This is a genomic window from Thermoflexus sp., assembly GCF_040289485.1.
Classification (GTDB): Bacteria; Chloroflexota; Anaerolineae; order Thermoflexales; family Thermoflexaceae; genus Thermoflexus.
Genome location: NZ_PSLG01000003.1, coordinates 33112 through 55461, shown reverse-complemented (window position 1 = coordinate 55461; position 22350 = coordinate 33112). Strand labels below are relative to the sequence as shown.

22 protein-coding genes are annotated in these 22350 nt (G+C 69.5%); 15 read left to right on the top strand and 7 right to left on the bottom strand.

All coding sequences use genetic code 11. From position 1 onward, the window contains the following. Positions 1-389: 389 nt before the first annotated feature. The 5 genes from ald to C4313_RS01150 all read left to right on the top strand — a co-directional run bounded on the left by ald (position 390) and on the right by C4313_RS01150 (position 7302). On the top strand, positions 390-1496 hold the full coding sequence (ald, locus tag C4313_RS01170; RefSeq protein ID WP_503012434.1) for an alanine dehydrogenase: 1107 nt from the start codon (positions 390-392) through the stop codon (positions 1494-1496). Between the two features lie 33 nt (positions 1497-1529). Continuing rightward, positions 1530-2837 (top strand): acetyl-CoA hydrolase/transferase family protein, encoded by a 1308-nt coding sequence (locus C4313_RS01165; RefSeq protein ID WP_352428060.1) that lies wholly within the window; start codon positions 1530-1532, stop codon positions 2835-2837. Between the two features lie 108 nt (positions 2838-2945). After that, the gene (locus C4313_RS01160) at positions 2946-4892 is read left to right on the top strand and encodes an acetate--CoA ligase (protein WP_352428045.1); all 1947 of its coding nucleotides are present in this window, start codon (positions 2946-2948) and stop codon (positions 4890-4892) included. Positions 4893-4960: 68 nt separating this feature from the next. Next, positions 4961-5344, top strand: a complete 384-nt coding sequence (locus C4313_RS01155; RefSeq protein ID WP_352428044.1) for a diacylglycerol kinase family protein — start codon at positions 4961-4963, stop codon at positions 5342-5344. Continuing rightward, positions 5341-7302 carry a hypothetical protein gene (locus tag C4313_RS01150; protein ID WP_352428043.1) on the top strand — a complete coding sequence of 654 codons (1962 nt, stop codon included), beginning with the start codon at positions 5341-5343 and terminating at the stop codon, positions 7300-7302. Before C4313_RS01155 ends, C4313_RS01150 begins: the two co-directional genes overlap by 4 nt. Before the next feature lie 16 nt (positions 7303-7318). On the opposite strand, the gene C4313_RS01145 is transcribed toward C4313_RS01150, so the two are convergent. Further along, positions 7319-7654 carry a metal-sulfur cluster assembly factor gene (locus C4313_RS01145; protein ID WP_352428042.1) on the bottom strand — a complete coding sequence of 112 codons (336 nt, stop codon included), beginning with the start codon at positions 7652-7654 and terminating at the stop codon, positions 7319-7321. Next, the gene (locus C4313_RS01140) at positions 7651-8304 is read right to left on the bottom strand and encodes a helix-turn-helix transcriptional regulator (protein WP_352428041.1); all 654 of its coding nucleotides are present in this window, start codon (positions 8302-8304) and stop codon (positions 7651-7653) included. The genes C4313_RS01145 and C4313_RS01140 overlap by 4 nt, the downstream gene beginning before the upstream one ends. A 191-nt stretch (positions 8305-8495) precedes the next feature. Between C4313_RS01140 and sufC the strand changes: the two genes are divergently transcribed. From sufC to C4313_RS01110, 6 genes are all read left to right on the top strand, one after another. Then, positions 8496-9275, top strand: coding sequence for a Fe-S cluster assembly ATPase SufC (gene sufC / locus C4313_RS01135; RefSeq protein ID WP_352428040.1), 780 nt, complete (start codon positions 8496-8498; stop codon positions 9273-9275). Positions 9276-9287: 12 nt separating this feature from the next. Further along, positions 9288-10694, top strand: coding sequence for a Fe-S cluster assembly protein SufB (sufB, locus tag C4313_RS01130; protein WP_352428039.1), 1407 nt, complete (start codon positions 9288-9290; stop codon positions 10692-10694). Positions 10695-10801: 107 nt separating this feature from the next. Then, positions 10802-12136 carry a Fe-S cluster assembly protein SufD gene (sufD, locus tag C4313_RS01125; RefSeq protein ID WP_352428038.1) on the top strand — a complete coding sequence of 445 codons (1335 nt, stop codon included), beginning with the start codon at positions 10802-10804 and terminating at the stop codon, positions 12134-12136. Positions 12137-12221: 85 nt separating this feature from the next. Then, positions 12222-13469, top strand: a complete 1248-nt coding sequence (locus C4313_RS01120) for a cysteine desulfurase (protein ID WP_352428037.1) — start codon at positions 12222-12224, stop codon at positions 13467-13469. Between the two features lie 141 nt (positions 13470-13610). After that, complete coding sequence (locus C4313_RS01115) at positions 13611-14780, top strand: MGDG synthase family glycosyltransferase (protein WP_352428036.1); 1170 nt, start codon at positions 13611-13613, stop codon at positions 14778-14780. 18 nt (positions 14781-14798) lie between these two features. After that, positions 14799-15335, top strand: coding sequence for a nucleoside-triphosphatase (locus tag C4313_RS01110; protein WP_352428035.1), 537 nt, complete (start codon positions 14799-14801; stop codon positions 15333-15335). 31 nt (positions 15336-15366) lie between these two features. Here the strand turns inward: C4313_RS01110 and C4313_RS01105 are convergent, their stop codons facing one another. The 3 genes from C4313_RS01105 to C4313_RS01095 form a co-directional block, all read right to left on the bottom strand. Next, the gene (locus C4313_RS01105; RefSeq protein WP_352428034.1) at positions 15367-15951 is read right to left on the bottom strand and encodes a (2Fe-2S)-binding protein; all 585 of its coding nucleotides are present in this window, start codon (positions 15949-15951) and stop codon (positions 15367-15369) included. 174 nt (positions 15952-16125) lie between these two features. Continuing rightward, positions 16126-16590, bottom strand: coding sequence for a GIY-YIG nuclease family protein (locus C4313_RS01100; protein ID WP_352428033.1), 465 nt, complete (start codon positions 16588-16590; stop codon positions 16126-16128). An 11-nt stretch (positions 16591-16601) separates the two neighbouring features. Next, positions 16602-18089 (bottom strand): DUF512 domain-containing protein, encoded by a 1488-nt coding sequence (locus C4313_RS01095; protein WP_352428032.1) that lies wholly within the window; start codon positions 18087-18089, stop codon positions 16602-16604. Between the two features lie 173 nt (positions 18090-18262). Between C4313_RS01095 and xseB the strand changes: the two genes are divergently transcribed. Genes xseB through C4313_RS01075 form a run of 4 tightly spaced genes read left to right on the top strand, consistent with a single transcriptional unit; the run spans position 18263 to position 20263 of the window. Next, positions 18263-18502: an exodeoxyribonuclease VII small subunit gene (gene xseB, locus C4313_RS01090; protein WP_352428031.1), complete on the top strand. Its 240-nt coding sequence runs from the start codon at positions 18263-18265 to the stop codon at positions 18500-18502. Between the two features lie 20 nt (positions 18503-18522). Beyond that, a complete protein-coding gene (locus C4313_RS01085) occupies positions 18523-19014 on the top strand; it encodes a divergent PAP2 family protein (protein ID WP_352428030.1) in 492 nt (163 codons plus the stop codon). 42 nt (positions 19015-19056) lie between these two features. Further along, positions 19057-19626, top strand: coding sequence for a cob(I)yrinic acid a,c-diamide adenosyltransferase (locus C4313_RS01080; protein WP_352428029.1), 570 nt, complete (start codon positions 19057-19059; stop codon positions 19624-19626). Next, on the top strand, positions 19607-20263 hold the full coding sequence (locus C4313_RS01075; RefSeq protein ID WP_352428028.1) for a nitroreductase family protein: 657 nt from the start codon (positions 19607-19609) through the stop codon (positions 20261-20263). The genes C4313_RS01080 and C4313_RS01075 overlap by 20 nt, the downstream gene beginning before the upstream one ends. Positions 20264-20275: 12 nt before the next feature. Here C4313_RS01075 and C4313_RS01070 read toward each other — a convergent pair whose 3' ends face one another. Both C4313_RS01070 and secG read right to left on the bottom strand, forming a co-directional pair. Continuing rightward, on the bottom strand, positions 20276-21979 hold the full coding sequence (locus tag C4313_RS01070) for a peptide ABC transporter substrate-binding protein (protein WP_352428027.1): 1704 nt from the start codon (positions 21977-21979) through the stop codon (positions 20276-20278). Further along, positions 21976-22212, bottom strand: coding sequence for a preprotein translocase subunit SecG (secG, locus tag C4313_RS01065; RefSeq protein WP_352428026.1), 237 nt, complete (start codon positions 22210-22212; stop codon positions 21976-21978). Before secG ends, C4313_RS01070 begins: the two co-directional genes overlap by 4 nt. Positions 22213-22350 lie beyond the last annotated feature (138 nt).

Below are 22350 nucleotides of genomic sequence, written 5' to 3'. Positions count from 1 at the left end.
CGGCCGAGGTCACCCGCCTGGCCGTCGAGACCGGCTACGGACCCCTCTTCGAGGTGGAGGACGGCGTCTGGCAGCTGAATGGTCGGCCCCGCCACCAGCGTCCGGTCACAGAATCCCTGCGGGCCCAGGGCCGCTTCGCGCCTCCCTACGCCGATTGGGTTCAGATCCGGCGCCGGGAGAACCGCGCGGCCGTGGCTTTCCCCTCGAGGATCGGGATCGGATCGCTTGGCCGGCCGGACATGGGGCGGCGGAGGGCGCGGGTCGGGGGGCTGCGGCCCTGTGCCCTTTTGCGTCTGGACGATGGACCGATCCCCCGCCCGTCCCCCGCAGCGATGATACACTCGAAGGCGAGACGGCTGGGCCGTGCATCCTGGATCGGGGAGGATGGCATGCACATCGGGATCCCCAAGGAGCGGCGTCCGGAGGAATATCGGGTGAGCCTGACCCCGGCGGGGGTCGAGATGCTCGTCCAGGCCGGCCACACCGTGTGGGTGGAAAGCGGCGCCGGCCTCGGGGCCGGTTTCACCGACGAGGATTACCGGCACGCCGGCGCCCAGATCGTGTATTCGGGCCCCGAGGTCTACGGACGGGCCGACCTGGTGGTCAAGGTGGCCCGGCCCACGGCCGAGGAGTTTGAATGGCTCCGGGAGGGGCAGGCCCTCATGGGCTTCCTCCACCTGGCCGCCGCCCGCCGGGACAAGATCGACCTCCTCCTCCGACGGCGGATCACCGCTATCGCCTACGAGACGGTGCAGGCGGAGGACGGGAGCCTCCCCATCCTGGCGCCCATCAGCACCATCGCCGGGCGGATGGCGGCCCACGTGGCCGCCACCCTGCTGCAGAACGACCGGGGCGGCAAGGGGATCCTCCTGGGGGGCGCCCCCGGGGTCCCCCCGGCCGAAGTGGTGATCCTGGGGGCCGGGGTGGTGGGCGCCAACGCGGCGCGGGCCTTCGCCGGGATGGGCGCCAGCGTCTACGTCCTTGACAAAGACATCCGCCGACTTCAGCGGCTGGAGGAACTGTGCGGACGCCAGGTGGTCACGATGATCTCCCACCCGTATAACCTGCGGAAGGTGGTGCGCTTCGCCGACGTGCTCATCGGCGCCGTGCTGGTCCCCGGCGCCCGCGCCCCCATCCTGGTCACCCGCGAGATGGTCCGCACCATGAAGCCGCGGGCCCTCATCATGGACATCTCTATCGACCAGGGCGGGTGCGTGGAGACCAGCCGCCCCACCACCCATCGGGATCCCACCTTCGTCGAGGAGGGGGTGATCCATTACAGCGTCCCGAACATGACCGGCGTGCTGGGGCGGACGGCGACCCACGCCCTGACCAATGCCCTCTGGCCCTTCCTGGAGGAGATCGCTCGCTGGGGGCTGGAAGGGGCCCTGGCGCGCGATCCGGCCCTGGCCCGGGGCGTCAACACCCGGGAGGGGCAGGTAGTGCATCCCGAACTGGCTCGGGTCCTGGAGGCCGAAGCCGCCCTGCGCCGCTGACCATCCTGCCCGAGGAGGCCCCGCATGTCGTGGATGGAGAGCTATCGGGAGAAACTGATGACCGCCGATGAGGCCATCCGGCGCTACATCCGCTCGGGGATGCGGGTCTTCCTCTCGGGGAACTGCGGGGTGCCCCAGCGGTTGCTGGCCGCCCTGGTGGAGCACGCCCCCCACGTCGAGAACGTCGAGATCGTGCAGGTGCTGACTGTCGGCCCCGCGGACTACGTGGCCCCCGGGATGGAGCGGCACATCCGGGTGAACACCCTCTTTATCAGCGACAACGTCCGCCGCGCGGTCCAGGAGGGCCGGGCGGATTTCACCCCGTGTTTCCTCTCGGAGATCCCGGGGCTTTTCAAAAGCGGTCGGCTGCCCCTGGACGCCGCCCTGATCCAGGTCTCCCCGCCCGACGAGCACGGCTTCTGCTCCTTCGGTGTGGAGGTGGGGATCACCAAGCCGGCCGCCCAGGCCGCCCGCGTGGTCATCGCCGAGGTCAACGAGCACATGCCCCGGACCCTGGGGGACAGCTTCATCCACATCTCCCGGCTCACCGCCATCGTCCCGGTCTCCTACCCCCTCCCCGAAGTGCACATGGCCGAACAGTCCGAGGTCGCCCGGCGGATCGCCGAGCACATCGCCGCCATGATCCCCGACGGCGCCACCCTGCAGACCGGCATCGGGGCCATCCCCGATGCCGTCCTGCGGGCCCTGACCAACCACAAGGACCTGGGGGTCCACACCGAGCTCTTCTCCGACGGCATCATCGAGCTGGTGGAGAAGGGGGTCATCACCGGGGAGCGCAAGACGCTGCACCCTGGGAAGATCGTGGCCGGCTTCATGCTGGGCACCCGCCGGCTCTACGAGTTCGTCCACAACAACCCCATCATCGAGCTCCACCCGACGGATTACGTCAACGATCCGTTCGTCATCGCCCAGAACGAGCGGATGGTGGCCATCAACTCGGCCATCGAGGTGGACCTGACCGGCCAGGTGTGTGCCGACAGCATTGGGCACCTCTTCTACAGCGGTGTGGGGGGACAACTGGATTTCATCTACGGGGCCTCGCGCTCTCGCGGGGGGCTGCCCATCATCGCCCTGCCCAGCACGACACGGCTGCGCGACGGGACGGTGATCAGCCGCATCGTGCCCATGCTCAAGCCTGGGGCCGGGGTGACCACCACCCGCAACCACGTGCGCTTTGTGGTCACCGAGTGGGGAGTAGCCGACCTCTACGGCAAGACCATCCGTCAGCGGGCCCGCGCCTTGATCGAGATCGCCCACCCGGATTTCCGCGAGGAACTGGAGCGGGCGGCCTACGAATTGCGCTATCTGCGGGACAGCTGAGGGAAAGACCCCGCTCGAACGCACGGACCCCTTCGCCCAAAGGGCTCCTCCCCGCGCGGAGGACCGCGGGGATACAATAGATCCCGGAGCATCCGGAAGGAGGGGCGAATGAAAGAACTGAACCTTCAGGTGGTCTGGCACCCCTCCCCCGAGGTCGCGGCGGCCAGCAACGTCGCCGCCCAGATGCGCCGGCTGGGCCTCCCCTCCTACGAGGCTTTCCTGGAATGGTCCTTCGCCGACCCCGATGGGTTCTGGAAGGATTTCTTCGAGGCCATCGATTTCCGCTGGCGCACCCCTTACCGCGAGACGGTGGAGATGCGGGCCGGGCGGCCGTGGGCGCGCTGGTTCGTGGGCGGGGAACTCAACGCCACCGAGAGCGCCCTCGACCGCCACCTGGAGGCGGGGCGCGGGGACCGAGTGGCCCTGATCTGGGAAGGAGAGGAGGGAGAGTCCCGACGCTACACCTACCGCCAAGTCTTCGAAGAGGTCACCCGCCTGACGAGGGCGCTCCAAGCCCTGGGGATCCGGCCGGGGGATCGGGTGGGCCTTTTCCTCCCGATGATCCCCGAGGTGGCCTTCGCCCTGCTGGCCACGGCCCGCCTGGGCGCCATCGCCATCCCCCTGTTCTCCGGGTTCGGCCCCGAGGCCGTGGCCGTCCGCCTGCGGGACGCCGAGGCCCGCCTCCTGATCACCGCCGATGGGTTCCCCCGGCGGGGCTCCATCGTCCCCATGAAGGAGATCGCCGACGAGGCGGTCCGCATGGCTCCCTCGGTGGAAACCGTGCTGGTGGTCCGCCGGGCCGGCCAGCCGATCCCGTGGCACGAGGGGCGGGACCGCTGGTTCCATGAGGCAACGGCGGCCCACCGCCCCGGCAGGGAGGCCCCTGCCTTCCCCAGCGAGACCCCCATGATGATCCTCTACACCTCCGGCACCACCGGCCGGCCCAAGGGGACGGTGCACGTCCACGGCGGGGCGCCCATCAAGGCCGCCCAGGACATGTATCATCTCTTCGATCTCAAACCGGAGGACATCATCCACTGGGTGACGGACATCGGCTGGATGATGGGGCCGTGGCTGATCCTGGGCAGCCTCACCCTGGGCGCGGCCTGCCTCCTCTACGACGGCGCGCCGGATCACCCCGCGCCGGACCGGCTCTGGGCGCTGGCGGAGCGCCACGGCGTCACCGTCCTGGGCATCTCCCCGACCCTGATCCGCGCCCTGATGCGCTACGGGGAGGAATGGCCCCAGCGCCATCCCATGGCCCGCCTGCGCCTGCTGGGCTCCACCGGGGAGCCATGGAACCCGGAGCCCTGGCTGTGGACCTTCCAACACGTCGGCAAAGGGCGCTGCCCCATTATCAATTACTCCGGGGGAACGGAGATCTTCGGCGGGATCCTGGGCTGCACGGTGGTCCGCCCCCTCAAGCCCTGCGCCTTCAACACGGTGGTCCCCGGCGTCCAGGCCGATTGCGTGGACGAGGAAGGAAAGCCGGTGCGAGAAGAGGTGGGCCTGCTGGTGATCCGCAACGTGAACCCCGGCATGACCCGCGGGTTCTGGCAGGACCCTGAACGCTACCTGGAGACCTACTGGTCGCGTTTCGAGGGGCTCTGGTATCACGGGGACCTGGTCTACATCGACGAGGACGGGTTCTGGTATATCCTGGGGCGGGCGGATGACACCCTGAAGGTAGGGGGCAAGCGACTGGGTCCGGCGGAGATGGAATCGGTCCTGGTGGAGCACCCGGCCGTGGCCGAGGCGGCTGTGATCGGCGTCCCCGACGAGATCAAGGGCGAGGTCCCGGTGGCCTTTGTGGTGCTGCGGCCCGGCCACGAGGCCTCCGAGGACCTGCGGGCGGCCCTGGTGGCGCACGTGGCCCAGCGGATGGGCAAGGCCCTGGCCCCCAAGACCGTCCACTTCGTGCGCGACATCCCCAAGACCCGCAACGCCAAACTGATGCGCCGCGTCATCCGGGCGGTCTACCTGGGCCGCGACCCCGGGGATCTCTCGGCCCTGGAGAACCCCCAGGCCATCGAGGAGATCCGCCGGGCCCGCTGAGGGCGAAGCAACGCCCGGCCGACAGGAGGACAGGCGCTATTTTTCTATACAAGGGTCGGGAAGTTCCCATGCGGGCACGATCGTTCTGGGAGAGCCTGGGCTTCGCCCTTCGCGGGCTGGGCTACGCCCTGATCACCCAGCGGAACATGCGCATCCACGCCGCCATCGCCCTGGCTGCGACCCTCCTGGCCGCCTTCCTGGGCTTCGACCCCATCCGCTGGGCTCTCCTCGGCCTCACCATCGGACTGGTCTGGGCGGCCGAGCTCCTGAACACCGCCCTCGAAGCCGTGGTGGACCTGGCCCGCCCGGACCCCCATCCCCTGGCCCGGACGGCCAAGGACGTCGCCGCCGCCATGGTGCTGGTCTGCGCCCTGACCGCCGTTGGGGTGGGCCTGGCCCTCTTCGGCCCCCCCCTCTGGAACGCCCTCACCCGCCTCGGAGGAGCCCGATGAGCCCGCACCGCCCCAAGGGCGCGCCGTGGATCGCGTGGGGGGCCTTCTTCGGCCTGCTCTTCGCCGTGTACCAGCCGGCCCTTGGCTTCGGCTTCTTCTCCGATGACCTGCTCTTCTCCGTCCTGGCCCGGCAGGACTCCCTGGGCCTTTTCCGGGGGACCCCGGCGCTCCTCCATTACCGGCCGCTGGCGATGTCATTGTTCTGGGTGGTGCAACGGGCAGCCGGCTACGACGGCGCGATCTTCCACTTCATCTCTATCAGCCTCCATCTGCTCAACACCGCCCTGGTCCACGCCGTCCTCCGCCGGCTGGGGGCGCCGCCACCCCTCGCCCGCAGCGCTGCCCTTCTCTTCGGCTTGTTCCCCTTCGCCCACGAGGCCGTGGCCTTTCTGATGGGCTCGGTCCACAGCATGGCCCTGTTCGGGATGCTGCTGGCCACCGCCCTGGCCCTGGACCGGCGGCCCCGGCCCCCGTGGGGGCGGACGGCCGCTGCCCTGCTGGCCTACCTCGCCGCCTTCCTCTCCCACGAGACCGGCATCGTCTGGCCGGCGCTGCTGCTGGGGATCCGGCGGCTGCGCCCGGGCCGCTTCCCCGCCCTGGGCCGTCTCGCCGCCTTGGGCTTCGCCCTCGGCGCGGGCTATCTGCTCCTCTGGCGGACCCTCCCGCGGGGCGACCCCGGGGTGCTAGCCCGGCCCATCTTCACCCTGGAAAGCAGCCTCTACGCAGCCCAGGGCTGGTTGTATCCCCTCGGACCCCTCCTGGCCCCGCTCTGGACCGCCGCCTTCGGCCCGCGGCCGGTCCTGCTGCGGGCCCTGAGGCTGGGGGACTGGGTCTTCCTCGCCGGGACGGTGGAGCTCACCATAGAGATGATCCGTTGGGCACGGCCCCGTTGGGCGGCAGCTCTGGGAGGATGGATGTTCGCCCTCGGCATCGCCCCGGCCCTGATCTTCTGGGGGCCCGCCTCCGGGATGATGAACTACCCTCGCCTGCTGGTGATCCCCGGGGTGGGCAGCGCCCTGGCATGGGGCGGGGTCTTGGAGAGCCTGCGCCGCCGGGGCGGGCTGGCCCGCGGGCTGGCCGGAGCCGCCCTGGGAGCCACGCTGACCATATCGCTTCTCATCCTCGTGGATTCCATGGGTTACTACCGGGATGCCACGGCGATCCTGCGGGGGATGGCGCAGGCCGCCCGCGAAGCCAATGGCCGGCCGATCCTCTTCGTCAACCTGCCCTACAACGTCGGCTACCGGTGGTTCCGGCCGCGCTTCTACCCCTACTATTACGGCGGGGCCGGGGCCGTCCTCGTCGTCGACGACCGTGCCTTGGCATGGCTGGTGCGGATCAACGGCGGCCCCGACCTCACCGACCGGCCCGCCGGCTGGGTGCGGAGCGTCCGCTGGGAGGCCCTCTACCCGCGTTGGTTCACCCCCGCCCCCGCCGTGGACGCCCGGGCGCTTCGGGAGTCCCTGGTCGATCACGCCGTCTACGTGTTCCGGGAGGACTTCACCTGGATCCCCCTGCACCGAATCTGGCAGGCCCGCCGGGAGGGAGCCGCGGACGCCCAGGAAGAAAGGATCCACCGGCTCTCCCCGCCCCCCCAGTTCGACAGCCGGATCCTCCTTTGGGGCTGGCGCTTCGAGGAAGAGACCCGAACGCTGGTCCTGCTCTGGGAGGCGGCGGGCGCGCCCGGGCGGCGCTGGCAGGTCTTCGTGCACCTCCTCGATCCTTCGGGGGCGCTCATCGGCCAGGCCGACGGGCCGATGGCGGAGGGGCTGGCGCCCACCGACGCGTGGCAGGCGGGGGACCGGATCGTGGACCGGCATCGCCTCCCACCCGGGGTACGCCCCGCAGCCTTCCGGGTCGGGCTCTACGACCTGGCCACCGGCGCGCGGGCCCCCGTCGTGCAGGCGGGGGCCCCTCCGGCCGACAGCGTCCTCCTCCCGGGGCCGTCCACGCCCTGAAGAACGACGCCCGGCCTCACCACAGACCCCACTCGGCCAGGGCGTCCTCCTCCATCATCGAGGGGTCCCACATCTCCATGCCCAGGATCACCCGGGTGGGGCGGCCGGTGACCTGCTCCGTCACGTGGCGGACCTGCTCCAGGAGATAGGGGCCCGCAGGACAGAAGGGGGTGGTGAGGATCATCGTGATCTGGATCAGATCGGGCTGGATCTCGATGTTGCGGATCAGACCCAACTGGACCACGTTCATGCCGATCTCCGGGTCCACCACCGCCCGGAGGGCCTCCCGGATCCGCTGGACCAGTTCCTCGTCCGAGGTGGGGGCCGGCGGGTTCGGGGCGATCTCCGTCATCGGGGACCTCCTTCGGGCTCCAGGGTGACCTTGGAGGAGGCGGGTTTGATGATGAAGGTGCAGCACAGATCCCCGCTCAAGATACAACTGGACCGCTCGACGTCGGCTTCCAGGGTCAGGGCGATCAAGGTGCGATCCAGATCGCAGACCTCGGGGTGATGGTGCACCACGTAGTTGTAGGGGCAGCTATATTGGTGCAGGCGCAGCTCGTTGCCCATCTGCTCCCAGCGGGCCAGGAAGCCTTCCTCGCCCAGCAACGCCACCAGCGCCTCCAGCTTCTCCTCCAGGGTGGGGCGGGCCCGGACCCGCTCGCCATGCTCAATGGCGATCTCCTGGGCCATGGCGATGAAGAGGCGGTGGATCTCCTCCTCCGGCAGGCGGGCCTTCAGTTCGCTGAGGAGACGGGCGGCCAGCCGGTGGTAGCCCTGGGGGAATTGGGAAAGGGCCTCCTCCCGTAGGAAGAAAACCAGCCGCGGCCGCCCCACCCCTCGACGTTCCAAATGGGCGTCCACCAGGCCTTGACGTTGCAACACGTTCAGGTGATAATGAACGGTGACCGGCGTCAGCCCCAGTTCCTCCGCGAGCTGGGCCGCGGTCATCCGCCCCCGTTCCTTTAAACGCTGCAGGATCTGTTGTCGGGTCCGGCTCATCGGTGCCCACCTTCCCCTCTGCCCGTCTCGCCCCCGCGATCGGGAACAACGCCTCCCGACCCGGATCCAGATTCCCTTAGATCTTACCCGGATCGGCTGTCCCTGTCAATTCTTCGATTTCTATGAAAAGTATTGACAAACACAGCCCCACGTGGTAAGATAAGGCCTGAGCCTATGGGGAGGGGAAGCCGATGACGGAGGCGTTGATCATCCGGGATCTCCATGTGCAGGTGGAGGGCAAGCCGGTCCTGCGAGGGGTGAATCTAACGGTCCGCAAGGGCGAGATCCATGCCCTGATGGGCCCGAACGGCTCGGGCAAGACCACCCTGGCCTACGTGCTGATGGGGCATCCGGCGTACACGGTGGAGCGGGGGGAGGTTCTGTGGAAGGGGCAGAACCTTCTGGAGCTCCCGCCGGACGAGCGGGCCCATCTCGGGCTGTTCCTGGCGTTTCAATACCCGGTGGCCGTGCCCGGGGTCACCGTGGCCAACTTCCTGCGGACGGCCCTGAACGAGCGCCGCAAGCGCCAGAACCCGGAGGACAAGGGGATCCCCATCCCCGAGTTCCGCAAGCTGCTGCGGGAGAAGCTGGCCCTGTTGGGCCTGGAGGAGTCCTTCGCCAGCCGCTACGTCAACGACGGCTTCTCGGGCGGGGAGAAGAAGCGTCTGGAGATCCTCCAGATGGCCGTGCTCCAGCCCGAGATGGCCATCCTGGACGAAACGGACTCGGGCCTGGACATCGACGGGGTGCGCACGGTGGCCGAGGGCATCAACCGTCTCTTCGGCCCTCACATGGGGATCCTGCTCATCACCCACTACCAGCGCATCCTGAACTACGTCAAGCCCCACTTCGTCCACGTGATGGATAACGGCCGCATCGTGGCCTCCGGCGGGTCGGAGCTGGCCCTGGAGCTGGAGGAGAAAGGCTACGAGTGGCTGCGAGAGCAGTTCGCTGAGCGACCGACGGCTTAAGGAGGAGGGGTCATGGCCACCGAGACTTTCGACCTGAAGGAACTGGGGACCTACAAATACGGCTTCGCGATGCCGGAGCGCTACGTCTACAAGGCCCGCAAGGGCCTGTCCCGGGAGATTGTGGAGGAGATCTCCTGGCTCAAGGGCGAGCCCGATTGGATGCGGGAGTTCCGGCTGCGGGCCCTGGAGATCTTCTTCGCCAAGCCCATGCCCACCTGGGGGGCCGATCTCTCGGGCATCGACTTCAACGACATCTACTATTACATCAAGCCCACGGACAAGAAGGGCCGCTCCTGGGACGAGGTGCCGGAGGAGATCCGGCGCACCTTCGAGCTGCTGGGCATCCCGGAGGCCGAGCGCAAGTTCCTGGCCGGGGTGGGGGCCCAGTATGAGAGCGAGGTCGTCTACCACAACCTCCAGGAACACCTGCGCAAACTGGGCGTCATCTTCGTGGACACCGACACGGCGGTCCGCGAGTACCCCGACCTGGTCCGGGAGTATTTCGGGACGGTGGTCCCGCCTGACGACAACAAGTTCGCCGCCCTGAACTCGGCCGTCTGGTCGGGGGGCTCCTTTATCTATGTGCCCCCTGGTGTCCACGTGGATCTCCCGCTCCAGGCTTACTTCCGCATCAACGCCCAGAACGTGGGCCAGTTCGAGCGGACCCTGATCATCGCCGAGGAGGGGTCCTTCGTGCACTACGTCGAAGGGTGCACGGCGCCGATCTACACCACCGACTCCCTGCACAGCGCGGTGGTGGAGATCATCGTCAAGCCCGGGGCCCGCGTCCGCTACACCACCATCCAAAACTGGTCCACCAACGTCTACAACCTGGTGACCAAGCGCTCGGTGGTCTATCGGGACGCGGTGATGGAGTGGGTGGACGGTAACCTGGGCTCCAAGGTGACGATGAAGTACCCGAGCGTCTACCTGATGGAGCCCGGCGCCCGGGGGGAGATCCTCTCCATCGCCTTCGCCGGCCGCGGCCAGCACCAGGACGCTGGGGGCAAGGCCATCCACGCCGCCCCCCACACCCGCTCCCGCATCATCTCCAAGTCCATCAGCAAGGACGGCGGCCGCACGTCCTACCGCGGCCTGGTGCGGGTCTATCCGGGGGCCGAGGGTTCGGTGGTCAGCGTGAACTGCGATGCCCTGATCTTGGACGAGATCTCCCGCTCCGACACCTATCCCTACATGGAGATCGAGGAGGACAACGTCACCATCGGCCACGAGGCCACGGTGAGCAAGATCAGCGACGAGCAGCTGTTCTACCTGATGAGCCGGGGCATCCCCCAGGAGGAGGCGGCGGCTATGATCGTCACCGGCTTCGTCGAGCCGCTGGTCAAGGAGCTGCCTATGGAATACGCCGTGGAGATGAACCGGCTCATCCGCCTGCAGATGTCCGGCTCGGTGGGTTGAACCACCGAGGTCGCAGGAGGAGGACGGGTGCGATCCGCACCCCGGGCGGGGCGTCGACGGGGGCGCCCCGCCCCCTTATGGATCCCTTCCGGAGGTGCACGCCGACGATGACCGAGACCCCCCTGTTGACGACGGCCTACGGCATCGGACGGGAGGCCTTCCAGGCCTTCCTGGAGACCCGGGACGAGCCAGGCTGGCTGCAGGAGGCCCGCCAGGAGGCCTGGCGGATCCTGCAGGAGACCCCCAAACCGGGCCCCACCGATGAGGCCTGGCGGCGCACGGACATCCGGGCGCTGGAGGTCGAAGGCTTGGCCACCGTGGTGCGGGCGGACGGCGCTGCCCCGCCGGCGGCGGTGCAGGCCATCCCCGCGCGCCGGGAGGTCCTGGCAGGAGGCCTGTTGCTGGCCGACGGCCAGAGGACCCAGCGCTGGCTGGAGGGGCGCCTGGAGCGCCGGGGGGTGATCTTCACGGACCTGGCCACCGCGGTGCGGGAGCACCCGGACCGCGTGGCCCCCTACCTCGGCCAGGTCGTCCGGCCCACCGACGGCTTCTTCGCGGCCATGAACGGCGCCTTCTGGCGGAACGGGATCTTCCTCTACGTACCGCGGGATGTGGAGATCCCCTTGCCCCTGCGGGCTGTCCTCTGGCTCCAGGGCCTGCCCACCGACCTCTCCCGCATCCTGATCGTGGTGGAGCCCGGCGCCCAGGTCACCTTCATCGACGAGCGCCTGGCCGACGACGCGGTGGGGAGCGCCTTCCACTGCGGGACCGTGGAGATCCACCTCAAGGAGAACGCGCGCCTCACCTATATCGCCCTGCAGAACTGGGGCCGTTATATGTGGAACTTCACCCATGAGCGGGCCTTCGTCGACCGCGACAGCACGCTCGACTGGGTGGTGGTGGGAATGGGCGGGGGAGTCACCAAGACCTTCCTGGAGGTCGCCCTGGTCGGCCGCGGCGCCACCGCCTATATGTCGGGGGTCTTCTTCTTCGACGGGAACCAGCACGCCGACTACGACACCGAACAGGACCACATCGCGCCGTACACCAAGAGCGACCTGCTCTACAAAGTGGCCCTGAAGGACCGGGCTCGCTCCGTCTGGCAGGGGATGATCCGGGCGCACCCTGGGGCTCAGAAGACCGACGCCTACCAGGCCAACCGCAACCTCATCCTCTCCCCCCACGCCTGGGCCGACTCCATCCCGGGCCTGGAGATCATGGCCAACGACCTGCGCTGCACCCACGGGGCCACGGTGGGCCAGATCAACCAGGAGGAGCTCTTCTATCTGATGTCGCGGGGCCTCTCCCGGACCGCCGCCACCCGCCTGATCGTCGAGGGGTTCTTCGCGCCGGTGCTGGACCGCATCCCCGACCCCGACGTCCGACGTCAGGCCGACGCCATGATCCATCGCAAACTGGGCATCCCTCCGGAGGAGGAATGAAGAGGCGATCGGGACCGCCTTCCATCTGCCCCGCGCTTCCGGTTGTTCTTGTTCATGAGAGCGGTGTGAGCTCGGGGAGGGCGATATGAAACGGGTGGCGCGGCGAACGGAACTGGATGTTGAGCGCATCCGGGCGGATTTCCCCATCCTCCATCAGACGGTCAACGGGAGGCCCCTGGTCTTCCTGGACAGCGCGGCCAGCTCCCAGAAGCCGATCCCAGTCATCGAGGCGATGAACGAATACTACCGGACCACCCACGCGAACGTCCACCGGGGGGTCTACCGGTTGAGCGAACAGGCCACGGCGCTTTATGAGGAAGCCCGCCGCAAGATCGCCGCCTTCATCGGCGCCGCCTCCCCCAAGGAGATCATCTTCACCCGCAACGCCACCGAGGCCATCAACCTGGTGGCCTACGCATGGGCCCGGGCCTTCCTGCGGGAGGGGGACGAGATCCTGCTCACCGAGATGGAGCACCACAGCAACCTGGTCCCCTGGTTCCTGGTGGCCCGGGAGAAGGGCCTGCGCATCCGCTACATCCCCATCGACGACGAGGGCCGCCTGCGCCTGGACCTCCTTGACCGGCTGCTCACCGAGCGGACGCGTCTGGTGGCCGTGACCATGATGTCCAACGTGCTGGGGACCATCAACCCGCTCCGGCCGATCCTCGAGAAAGCCCACGCGGCCGGCGCCCGGGTGCTGGTGGACGGCGCCCAGGGGGTGCCGCACCTCCGGGTCAACGTCCAGGAACTGGGATGCGATTTCCTAGCCTTCTCGGGCCACAAGATGTGCGGGCCGACGGGGATCGGGGTGCTGTGGGGGCGGCGGGAGCTGCTGGAGGCCATGCCCCCCTTCCTGGGCGGCGGCGATATGATCCGGCGGGTGACCTTCGAGGGGGCGGAGTGGAACGACCTGCCCTACAAGTTCGAGGCGGGGACCCCCGCCATCGCCGAGGCCATCGGCCTGGGGGCGGCGGTGGACTACCTGAGCGCCATCGGCCTGGAGGCCATCCACCGCCACGAGCAGGCCCTGGCCGCCTACGCTATGGAACGCCTGAGCGAGATCCCCGGCCTCCGGATCGTCGGGCCCCCGCCCTCCGAGCGGGGCGGCGTGGTGGCCTTCGCCATGGAGCGGGCGCACCCCCACGATATCGCCACCCTCTTGGACCGCGAGGGCATTTGCATCCGCGCCGGCCACCACTGCGCCATGCCCCTCCACGAGCGGCTGGGCCTCCCGGCCACCGCCCGCGCCAGCTTCTACCTCTACAACACGTTCGAGGAGGTTGACCGGCTGGCCGAGGGGTTGGAGGCGGTGCGCCGGGTGTTCCGCATGTGACCCTCCCAGGGAAGACCCTCCAGCCCACGGGCGGCGTGCCTCCCGCACGCCGCCCGCAGCGTTCGGGATGGCGCCCCTCTGGGGATAAAATCTCAAGAAGCCTGCTCGACGAGGGGAACGCCAATGAGCGCGGAGAGCCCTTTGGCGCCGCAAACGACCCCGGCGACGCGTCCCCCCATCCGGGTCCTGCTGCTCATGTCGGACACCGGCGGGGGGCATCGCAGCGTCTCCGAGGCCCTCGCCGAGGGCCTGCGCGCCCTCTACGGGCCGGCCGTGGAGCCCCGCATCGTGGACGCCTTCATCCAATACGCCCCCTTCCCGCTGAACCGGTCCCCTGCCCTGTATCCCTACATGGTCAAGCCGGCCCTGGTCCCCTTCTACGCCCGGGCGTGGCACTTCGCCAACCATCCCCGCCGGGCCCGTCAGTTGGTCTACCTCTTCTGGCCCTGGGTGCGCCAGCGGATCGCCCAATTGTTCGCCGAGAACCCGGCCGACGTGATCGTCTCCGTCCACCCCCTCTTCAACGATGTCACGCTGCGCTATTGGATGAAAGCTCCCCGCCGCGTCCCCTTCGTCATCGTGATCTGCGACATCGGGACGATCCACGCCCTCTGGTGCGCCAACGCCGATCTGGTCCTCGCCCCCCACGAAGGGGCGCGGCGCCGCGCCATCGCCTGCGGGGTCCCCCCCGAGCGGGTGGTGGTGACGGGATTCCCCGTCCGGCTGCGCTTCCGCGAGGTGCGGGGAGCCCCCAAGGCGTTCTGGCGGGAGCGCCTGGGATGGCATCCGGACATGCCCACGGTGCTGGTGATGGGCGGCGGGGAGGGCATGGGCAAGGTGTTCGAGAACGCGCGGGCGGTGGCCGAGGCCGGCCTTCCGGTGCAGATGGCGGTGGTGGCGGGCCGGAACGAACGGCTGCGGCGCCGCCTGGAGCAGGCCCGCTGGCCCATCCCCACCTACATCTACGGCTTCGTGCGCACCATCCCGGAGATGATGGCCGCCGCCGACGTCATCGTCACCAAGGCGGGCCCCAACACCATCGCCGAGGCGCTGGCCGCCGGCCGGCCCATGATCCTCACCCATCACCTACCCGGCCAGGAGGAGGGCAACGTGGATTATGTGGTGAACGGCGGGGCGGGGGCCTACGCGCCGGAGCCAGAGCAGGTGGCCCAAACCCTACGGGAGTGGCTGGGCCAGCCCGGGCTCCTGGAAGCCCTCTCCCGACGGGCCGCGGCCATGGGCTATCCCGATGCCGCCCTGGATGCCGCCCGCTGGATCTGGACGATCGCCCAACAGGGAGCCGCCGCCTGAGCGCTGGGGAGGCCGGCGATGGGCCCGATCCTCCTGCTCACCGGCCGGCCCGGCGTGGGCAAGACCACCCTCCTCCGTCGTGTGGCGGAGGCCCTGGGCGACCGGGCCGGCGGCTTTTACACCGAGGAGATCCGCGGGCCGGGGGGCCGCCTGGGCTTTCGCCTGGTGACCCTGGACGGCCGCTCGGCGGTCTTCGCCCACGTGGATTGGATCGGCCGCGCCCCCTATCGGGTCGGGCGCTACGGCGTGGACGTCGCGCCCCTGGAGCGCCTGGGGGTCCCTGCCCTCCGGGCGGCGGCCGCCGCCGCGAAAGTGGTGCTCGTCGATGAGATCGGCAAGATGGAACTGTTCAGTGAGACCTTCCGGCAGGCGCTCGAGGAGATCGCCGACGGCCCGCCGATCCTCATGGCCACCATCACGCCCTCCCCTCACCCATGGGCCGACGCCTTCAAACGCCGGCCCGGCGCCACCCTCTGGACCCTGACCCCGGCCCACCGGGAGGCCCTCTTTTCGCGCGCCCTGGATTGGCTCCGCGGGCACGGCGCGTTGCCATAAAGGCCGCCTTCCCCGCCTCCGGCTCGGACCCTCAGGCGCGCACCGCGCAGCATGTGTCATCGGTCGGGATGGCCGTCGCAGCCTCCTCCGCCTCCGCCCGAAGGGCCGGGGGGAGATCCGCCCGCATGGCGAGGCCTTTGCGCAACACCGCCTGCACGTGATCCCCACAACAACGCCCCGAGGGATTGCGGATGTGACACTCTGTGCCGGTGCGGGCGCGGGTGTAGGCCTGGATGTCCTTGATGGATTCGCAGCAGCCCTTGACAACGATCTCATAGAGGATCGTCTGCTCGTCCACCCCCTTGCAATAACAAACCGGGATAGGGGCCTCCAGGCGCTTGATCCCCACGGGAACCTGCACCTCCTCCAAGGCGAAATAGAGGCCTTCGCGGTTGTTGAAATAGACGATGGGGCACGTAGGGGTTTCGCAGAAGTGATACCCCTCATCCCGGATCTTGTCGAAGTGCCAACCCTTCACCATCCGCTCCAGGGTCCAGCGCCGGATGCGGAAGGGGAAAGCCCCGCCACAGACCGGGCACGTGGCCTCCGGGAACGGAGCCGCCACCGCGGCGCTCACCGGCAGCAGACGGCCCGACACCGTTGTGAGGAACGCCATCTTGGCCTCCTCCTGGAAGGCTCTAGAAAAAACGAAGCCGCCCCGGGCCCAAGGTAATAATAGACCAGGTAGACCCCGGACCCCAGCGTCAGGAGAGGGCCAAGGCGCTCCATCCCCCCGGCCAGGTGGCGGGCCCGCCGAACCGCCGCCACGGGCTGTCCAATCGCAGGAGGATCAGCCCTCCCCACCGGCGAGGAAGAAGGGCTGGAGCCCCATCGCCGCCAGGGCGCTGCTCAGGGCTTCCGCGTTGGGGACAACGAAGAGGTGGGTCGGGCAACGGCAGTCGCTGCTGCCGAAGCCGGGGACGGCCGGAGGGAGGATCCGGGCCAGCCGGCGGGCCAGGGCACATTCGATCCCCCGCTCCCCGGTCTCCAGAACGAAGGCGCCGCGCCACACGCCCCGGGCCAGGAGCGCATCGATGTGCCAACGGCGGGCCGGGTGGGCGCCGGCCGCCACTTGGTGATGGCGCAACAGCCGCCGGAACCCGCCGGGGCCCTGGGCGGAGCCGACGTAGGCGTAGCAGCCGGCGAACCGACGGACGCCCAGGCGCCCGATGGGGATCTCCCCCCACACCTCGATCAGGAGGATATAGACGCCCCGTCCGATCTTGCCGAAGCGCCGCGCCGTCCCACGGCCCATGGGCCTGGATCTCATCCCCGCGGGCGCAACCGGTGCTCGTCCTTTCGGACCATGGCGATGGTCTTCTCCAGCGACCCGAAGCCGGCCCGCATGGCCTCCGCAGGATGGATCGTCCGATCCGGGTGGAAGACCAACCGGGCCCGCCCCTCCAGCGCGTCCCACACATCGCCCATGGCCTCCGCCAGCGCCACCGGGCGCCCCAGGGCCCGGGCGATGTCCAGGGGGGTCTGATCGTCCAGGGAGATCCCCTGGGGATGATCGAACATGATGCGGGGCAGGATCACCAGATCCCCCAGCGGGCGGCCGGCCAGTTGGTCCAGGACGTCGCCGGCCATCAGCAGGCCGGCCACGGTGATGGTCTCCCCCAGCCGGGTGTTCACCACCGGGACCACCTCCAGGGACGCCCCGGTGCGGGCGCTGAAATCCGCCGCCGTCCGGGCCAGGACGGCAGCGAACAACGTTCCGGTGACCAAGGTCGCTCGCCGCCCGGACAGGTCCGGCCGCCGCTGGCGGAGGGCCCGCTTCACCCGCCGGTAATCCTCCAGGAAGTCCCGCACCATCCCCAGGCCGTTCTCCTGCAGCCGGAGGCCATCGTAGGCCGCCTGCGAAGGAACGGGGCGGCCGAGGAGGAGATACCACTCATCTGTGGCGTAGACGAAGCCCACCCCCAGCCGCCGCCGGAAGAGCCGCTGCCAGGCGTGTACTGCCCGCAGCACCCGCCGCGCCTCCTCCCGCGTGGGGGGGCGCACGCCGTAGCGCTGGAACCGGGTCACGCCCACCGGCACCACGCTGACCGAGCGCACCCACGGCCACAAGGTGGCCAGGTCGAAGACGCTGCGCTCGAGGTGCTCCCCATCGTTGAGGCCCGGGGTGACCACGATCTGGGTGTGCATCTCGATGCCGTGGGCGGCCAGCCAGCGCAACTGGGCCATGATGTCGGGCGCCCGTGGGTTGCGCAGCACCCGCCGGCGGACCTCGGGGTCAGTGGCGTGGACCGAGATGTAGAGCGGGGAGAGGCGCTGCGCGACGATGCGCTGCCAGTCGCGCTCGGTGAGGTTGGTGAGGGTGACGAAGTGCCCATACAAGAAGGAATACCGGTAGTCGTCGTCCTTGATGTAGAGGGTGCGGCGCATCCCCTTGGGGGTCTGGAGCACGAAGCAGAAGGTGCACAGGTTGTTGCAGCGCCGGATGTCGGTGTCGAAGGTCGGATGGGCGAAGACCAGCCCCAGGGGCTCCCCCTCCCGCCGGTCCCCCTCCAGCGTCAGGCGCCGGCCGTCCCGGAGGACCTCCACGACGACATGGTCTTCAGCGGCGTGGAAGTGCACGTCGATGACGTCCTCGACCCGATGGCCGTTGACCCGCAACAGCCCATCGCCGGGCCGGACCCCCACCCGAGCGCCCCAACCCGTCGGGTCCACCGCCACGATGAGCCCGGCCGGCTCCGCCGCCCGGGGCCGCTCGGGGATGCAAAATTCCGCAGGCACCATGATCGTCCCCATCGCCGCCCCACAATTCGCCCGGAGGGATGGCCCCCTCGACAGGAAAGTGCCCATGGACCTCATTTTAAACCCGGAGGGAGCAGCGGCGCTTGTCTCCCCCTCTCGATGTCGTTATGATTCAACCGGACCAAGGCCCCCCGCTTGCGGGGGGCGACCCCTGGGGGAGGCCTAGGATGGAACCAGCGATCCAGGCGTTGACCTTCGAGGAGGCCCTCGCCGAACTGGAGCGGATCGTGCGCGCGCTGGAGGGGGGCGCCCTTCCCCTGGAGGAGGCCCTGGCCCTCTACGAGCGGGGGCAGGCCCTGGCCGATCATTGCCAGCGCTTGCTGCAAGAGGCCCGGCTGCGCGTGCGCGTCTTGGAGGTGGAGGCGGAGGGGATCCCCCGCCTGGCCCCCTTCGCAGGGGAGGAATGAAACGATCCCCAGGGGAGGCGATGCGGAACGGCGCGATCCGCCCGGAGGGAGCGATCCGGATGGCCCTGGGGGATCTTTTTCAGAACCCGATCCTGATCCCGGCGCTGTTGGCCTGGACAGTGGCCCAGGCCTCCAAGGTGCCGGTGGAATGGGCCCGGCGACGGCGATGGAACCTCGGCCTCCTGATCAGCGCCGGCGGCATGCCCAGTTCCCACGCCGCCCTGGTCTCGGCGATGGCCACCGCGGTGGGGCTGCGGGAGGGGCTGGCCTCCACCGCCTTCGCCATCAGCCTTATCGTCGCCCTCATCGTGATGTATGACGCGGCCGGCGTCCGCCGGGCGGCCAGCATCCAAGCCCGCCTCCTGAACCAGATCCTGGACGAACTGTTCGCCGGCCGGCCCATCAGCGAGCAGCGGCTCAAGGAGCTCCTCGGCCACACCCCCATGGAGGTGGTGGCCGGCGCGGCGCTGGGGATCGCCATGGCCGCCCTGTGGTGGCACCTGGCCCCATAGCGGCGCCGCCCAAACCCCGACCCTCGATCCGGCGAGGCAGCCATGCGGCTCTACACGCGCACCGGCGACGATGGGACCACCCAATTGATGGGCCCGACCCGGGTCCCGAAGGACCATCCCCGGGTGGCCGCCTACGGCGCGGTGGACGAACTGAACGCCTGGCTGGGGTATGTGATCGCCATGGGGATGCCGGCGCCATGGGCGGAGCGGCTGGTGGGGATCCAGCGGGATCTCTTCGTCATCGGCAGCCACCTGGCCCTGGACCCCGCCGTGGCCGACCGTGGGCCGCCGCTCCCGCCGCCGGCAGCGGCCCGCATCCCGACGCTGGAGGCCTGGATCGACGAGAGCGAGGCGGCGGTGGGACCGGTGCGGGCGTTCTTGCTCCCCGGGGGACATCCTCTGGGCGCCCTCCTCCATGTCGCCCGCACCGTCTGCCGGCGGGCGGAACGGGCGGTGGTGACCCTCCATCGGCAGGAGCCGGTTCCGCCCTGGATCCTGGCTTACCTGAACCGGCTCTCGGACCTGCTTTTCACACTGGCCCGCTGGGTCAACGCGGCCTATGGCGTCCCAGAGCAACCCTGGATTCCCGAACATGGGGCTTCCGAACCCTGAAGATGAGGAAGAGGCCCTGGGCCTGCCGCCCGCGGCCCGGGGGCTGCTGGCGCACCTGCGGGCCCGACGGTCGATCCGCCGCTACCGACCGGATCCCCTCCCGGAGGCCCTGGTGCGGGCCTGTTTGGAGGCCGCCCGATGGGCCCCCTCGGCCCACAACCGGCAACCCTGGCGCTTCGCGGTGGTGCGAGATCCCGAACGGAAGGCCCGCCTGGCGCGGGCGATGGGCGAGCGGCTGGCGGCGGATCGGCGGGCCGATGGGGTCCCGGAGGAAGAGATCGCCGCCGAGGTGGGCCGCTCGGTAGCCCGGATCACCGGCGCGCCGGTGGTGCTGGTGATTTGTCTTTCCATGGCCGAGATGGACCGCTATCCGGACCCACGGCGACAGGCCGCGGAACGGGCCATGGCCATCCAGAGCGTGGCCATGGCGGGGCAGAACCTGCTGCTGATGGCCCACGCCCTGGGCCTGGGGGCCTGCTGGATGTGCGCACCCCTCTTCTGCCCCGAGACCGTCCGGGAGGTCCTGGGCCTCCCAGCGGATTGGGAACCCCAAGGCCTGGTCACCCTGGGGGTCCCCGCGGGAATGCCTCCCCCTCGATCCCGGCGCCCCCTACACGCCTTCACCCGCTGGCTGTGAGGCGGCGGACGGCTACCGCACGATGACCCGGCGGCGGACCATGGTGTACCACTCGGTGATCCCATCGAAGCGGTCGGCGGGGGTGTGCAGCAGGGCCCCGATCTGGATCCCGGAGATCCGCTCGTCCACCGCGTAGGTGTAAACGGGATAGAAGAGCAACAGGGCCGGGACCTTCTCTTGGAACAGTTCCTGGAAGCGCCAATAGAGGTCCCGGCGACGGGCGATGTCGGGGACCCGCCGGGCCTCCTCCAGGACCTCGCTGATGTCTCGATCCCGGAACCCACCGTAGTTCTGTCCGCCCTCGACCTGGGTCTCGTGCCAGAACGGATAGGGGTCAGGATCCCCCGGGATCATGATCTCCACCAGGGCCGCATCGAACCGATGGGGGGCCAGGGCCTGGGCCACCAGGTCCCCAGGAAGGGGCTCCACCTCCACCGCGATCCCCAAGGCCCGCCACTGCCGGGCGATCTCCTGGGCGAGGACCTCGTGGAACCCGTCGGCGCTGGTCACCAGGCGGAAGCGGAAGACCTGGTCCCCCTTCCGGCGCCCTGTCTCGCCCTCCGGGATCGTCCAGCCCCGCGCTTCCAGCAGCGCCCGTGCCCGCTCCGGGTCGTAGGGGACGGGCGGCAGGCGGGGGTGAAACGCCCAATTCCGGGGCGGGATGGGGCTGTGGGCAACCACCCCCTGGCCGGCCAGCAAGCGATCGATCAGGTGCTGGCGATCCAGGGCCAGCCAGAGGGCCTGGCGCACCTCCCGGTCCCGGAAAAGGGGCGAGGCGTGGTTGAGCAGGATGGCCTCATAACCGGAGAGGAGGGCTGAGAACAGGTTCAGCGTCGGCAGGGCGCGCACTTGGTCCAGATCGGTGGGGAAGATCCGGGCGATCCCCTGCACCTCCCCCGCGCGGTAGGCCATGAGGGCGGTGCGCGTGTCCGGAAAGATCCGGAACTCCACCTGCTCCAGGAGCGGCGGGCCCCGGAAGTAGCCCGTGTGGGCGGCCAGGCGCACCCGCTGGATCCGCCCCTCTTCCACATACACCCGCTCCACCCGATACGGACCGGTCCCAATGGGGCTCAGGTGGAAGGGATGGGCGCTGAACTGACTCGGCGGGACCCCCTGGAGACGATGGGCCGGCAGGATCCCGAAGGTCAATAGGTCGGGGAAGACGGCCAGGGGCTCCGGCAGCCGGAACTGGACCGTCAGGCTGTTGATGGGGACCACCTCGATGGCCTGCCAGAGGAATGCCCGCCCCGGAGGACCCGGGAGGTCCGGAGACTGCAACAGGCGCACGGTGAAAAGGACGTCGTCGGCGGTGAACGGCACGCCGTCGTGCCAGCGGACGTTGGGACGAAGATAGAACGTGTAGCGCCGTCCGTCCTCCGAGACCTCCCACCGCAGGGCCAGATCGCCCACCGGGAGCCCTTGGGGATCCAGGCGCACCAGGCTGTTGAAGATCAGGCGGGTAAGATCGGCCTCCGGATCGCCCGGCTGGACCTGAAGGGGGTTCAAGGTGGTGATGGGGCCGACCAGGGCCTCCACATACTGCCCGCCCCGCGCCGGGACGGTCTCCACGCCCGCCCGGGCAGCCAGGGACATCATCAGGAGCCCCAGGCCAACCGCCAACAGACTGAGCAGCGCCAGGGGAAGGCGCAGGCCTGGGGCCAGGGTCGGGGGACGGGGACGGGACGCCATGGCCGCTGTGACACCGGCGCGGCTCAACCGGTCGGGTTCCCGGTGACGATCACGTTGACCACTGCCAGGGCCAGGAAGAGGACGGCCAAAAGGACCGTCAGGTTGAACACCGTCCGCTCCAGCCCCCGCCGCTTCCGAGGCACCCCCACATCCCCCAGCCCGAACACCCCGCCAAGTTGCGAGGAGCCCGCCTGGAGCAGGATGATGGCGATGAGGGCCACCGCCAACACGATCTGGGCAAGGTGCAACGCCGTGGTCACCGATCGCCTCCCCCATCGATCTCCACCAGTCGACCAGGGGCTGCCCGAACCGCCAGCCCCCGGCCACCAGCCGCCCATTATAGCACAGATCCCCAACACCCTCCCCCCGCCATCCGAACCTCCTTCCTCGATTCTCAG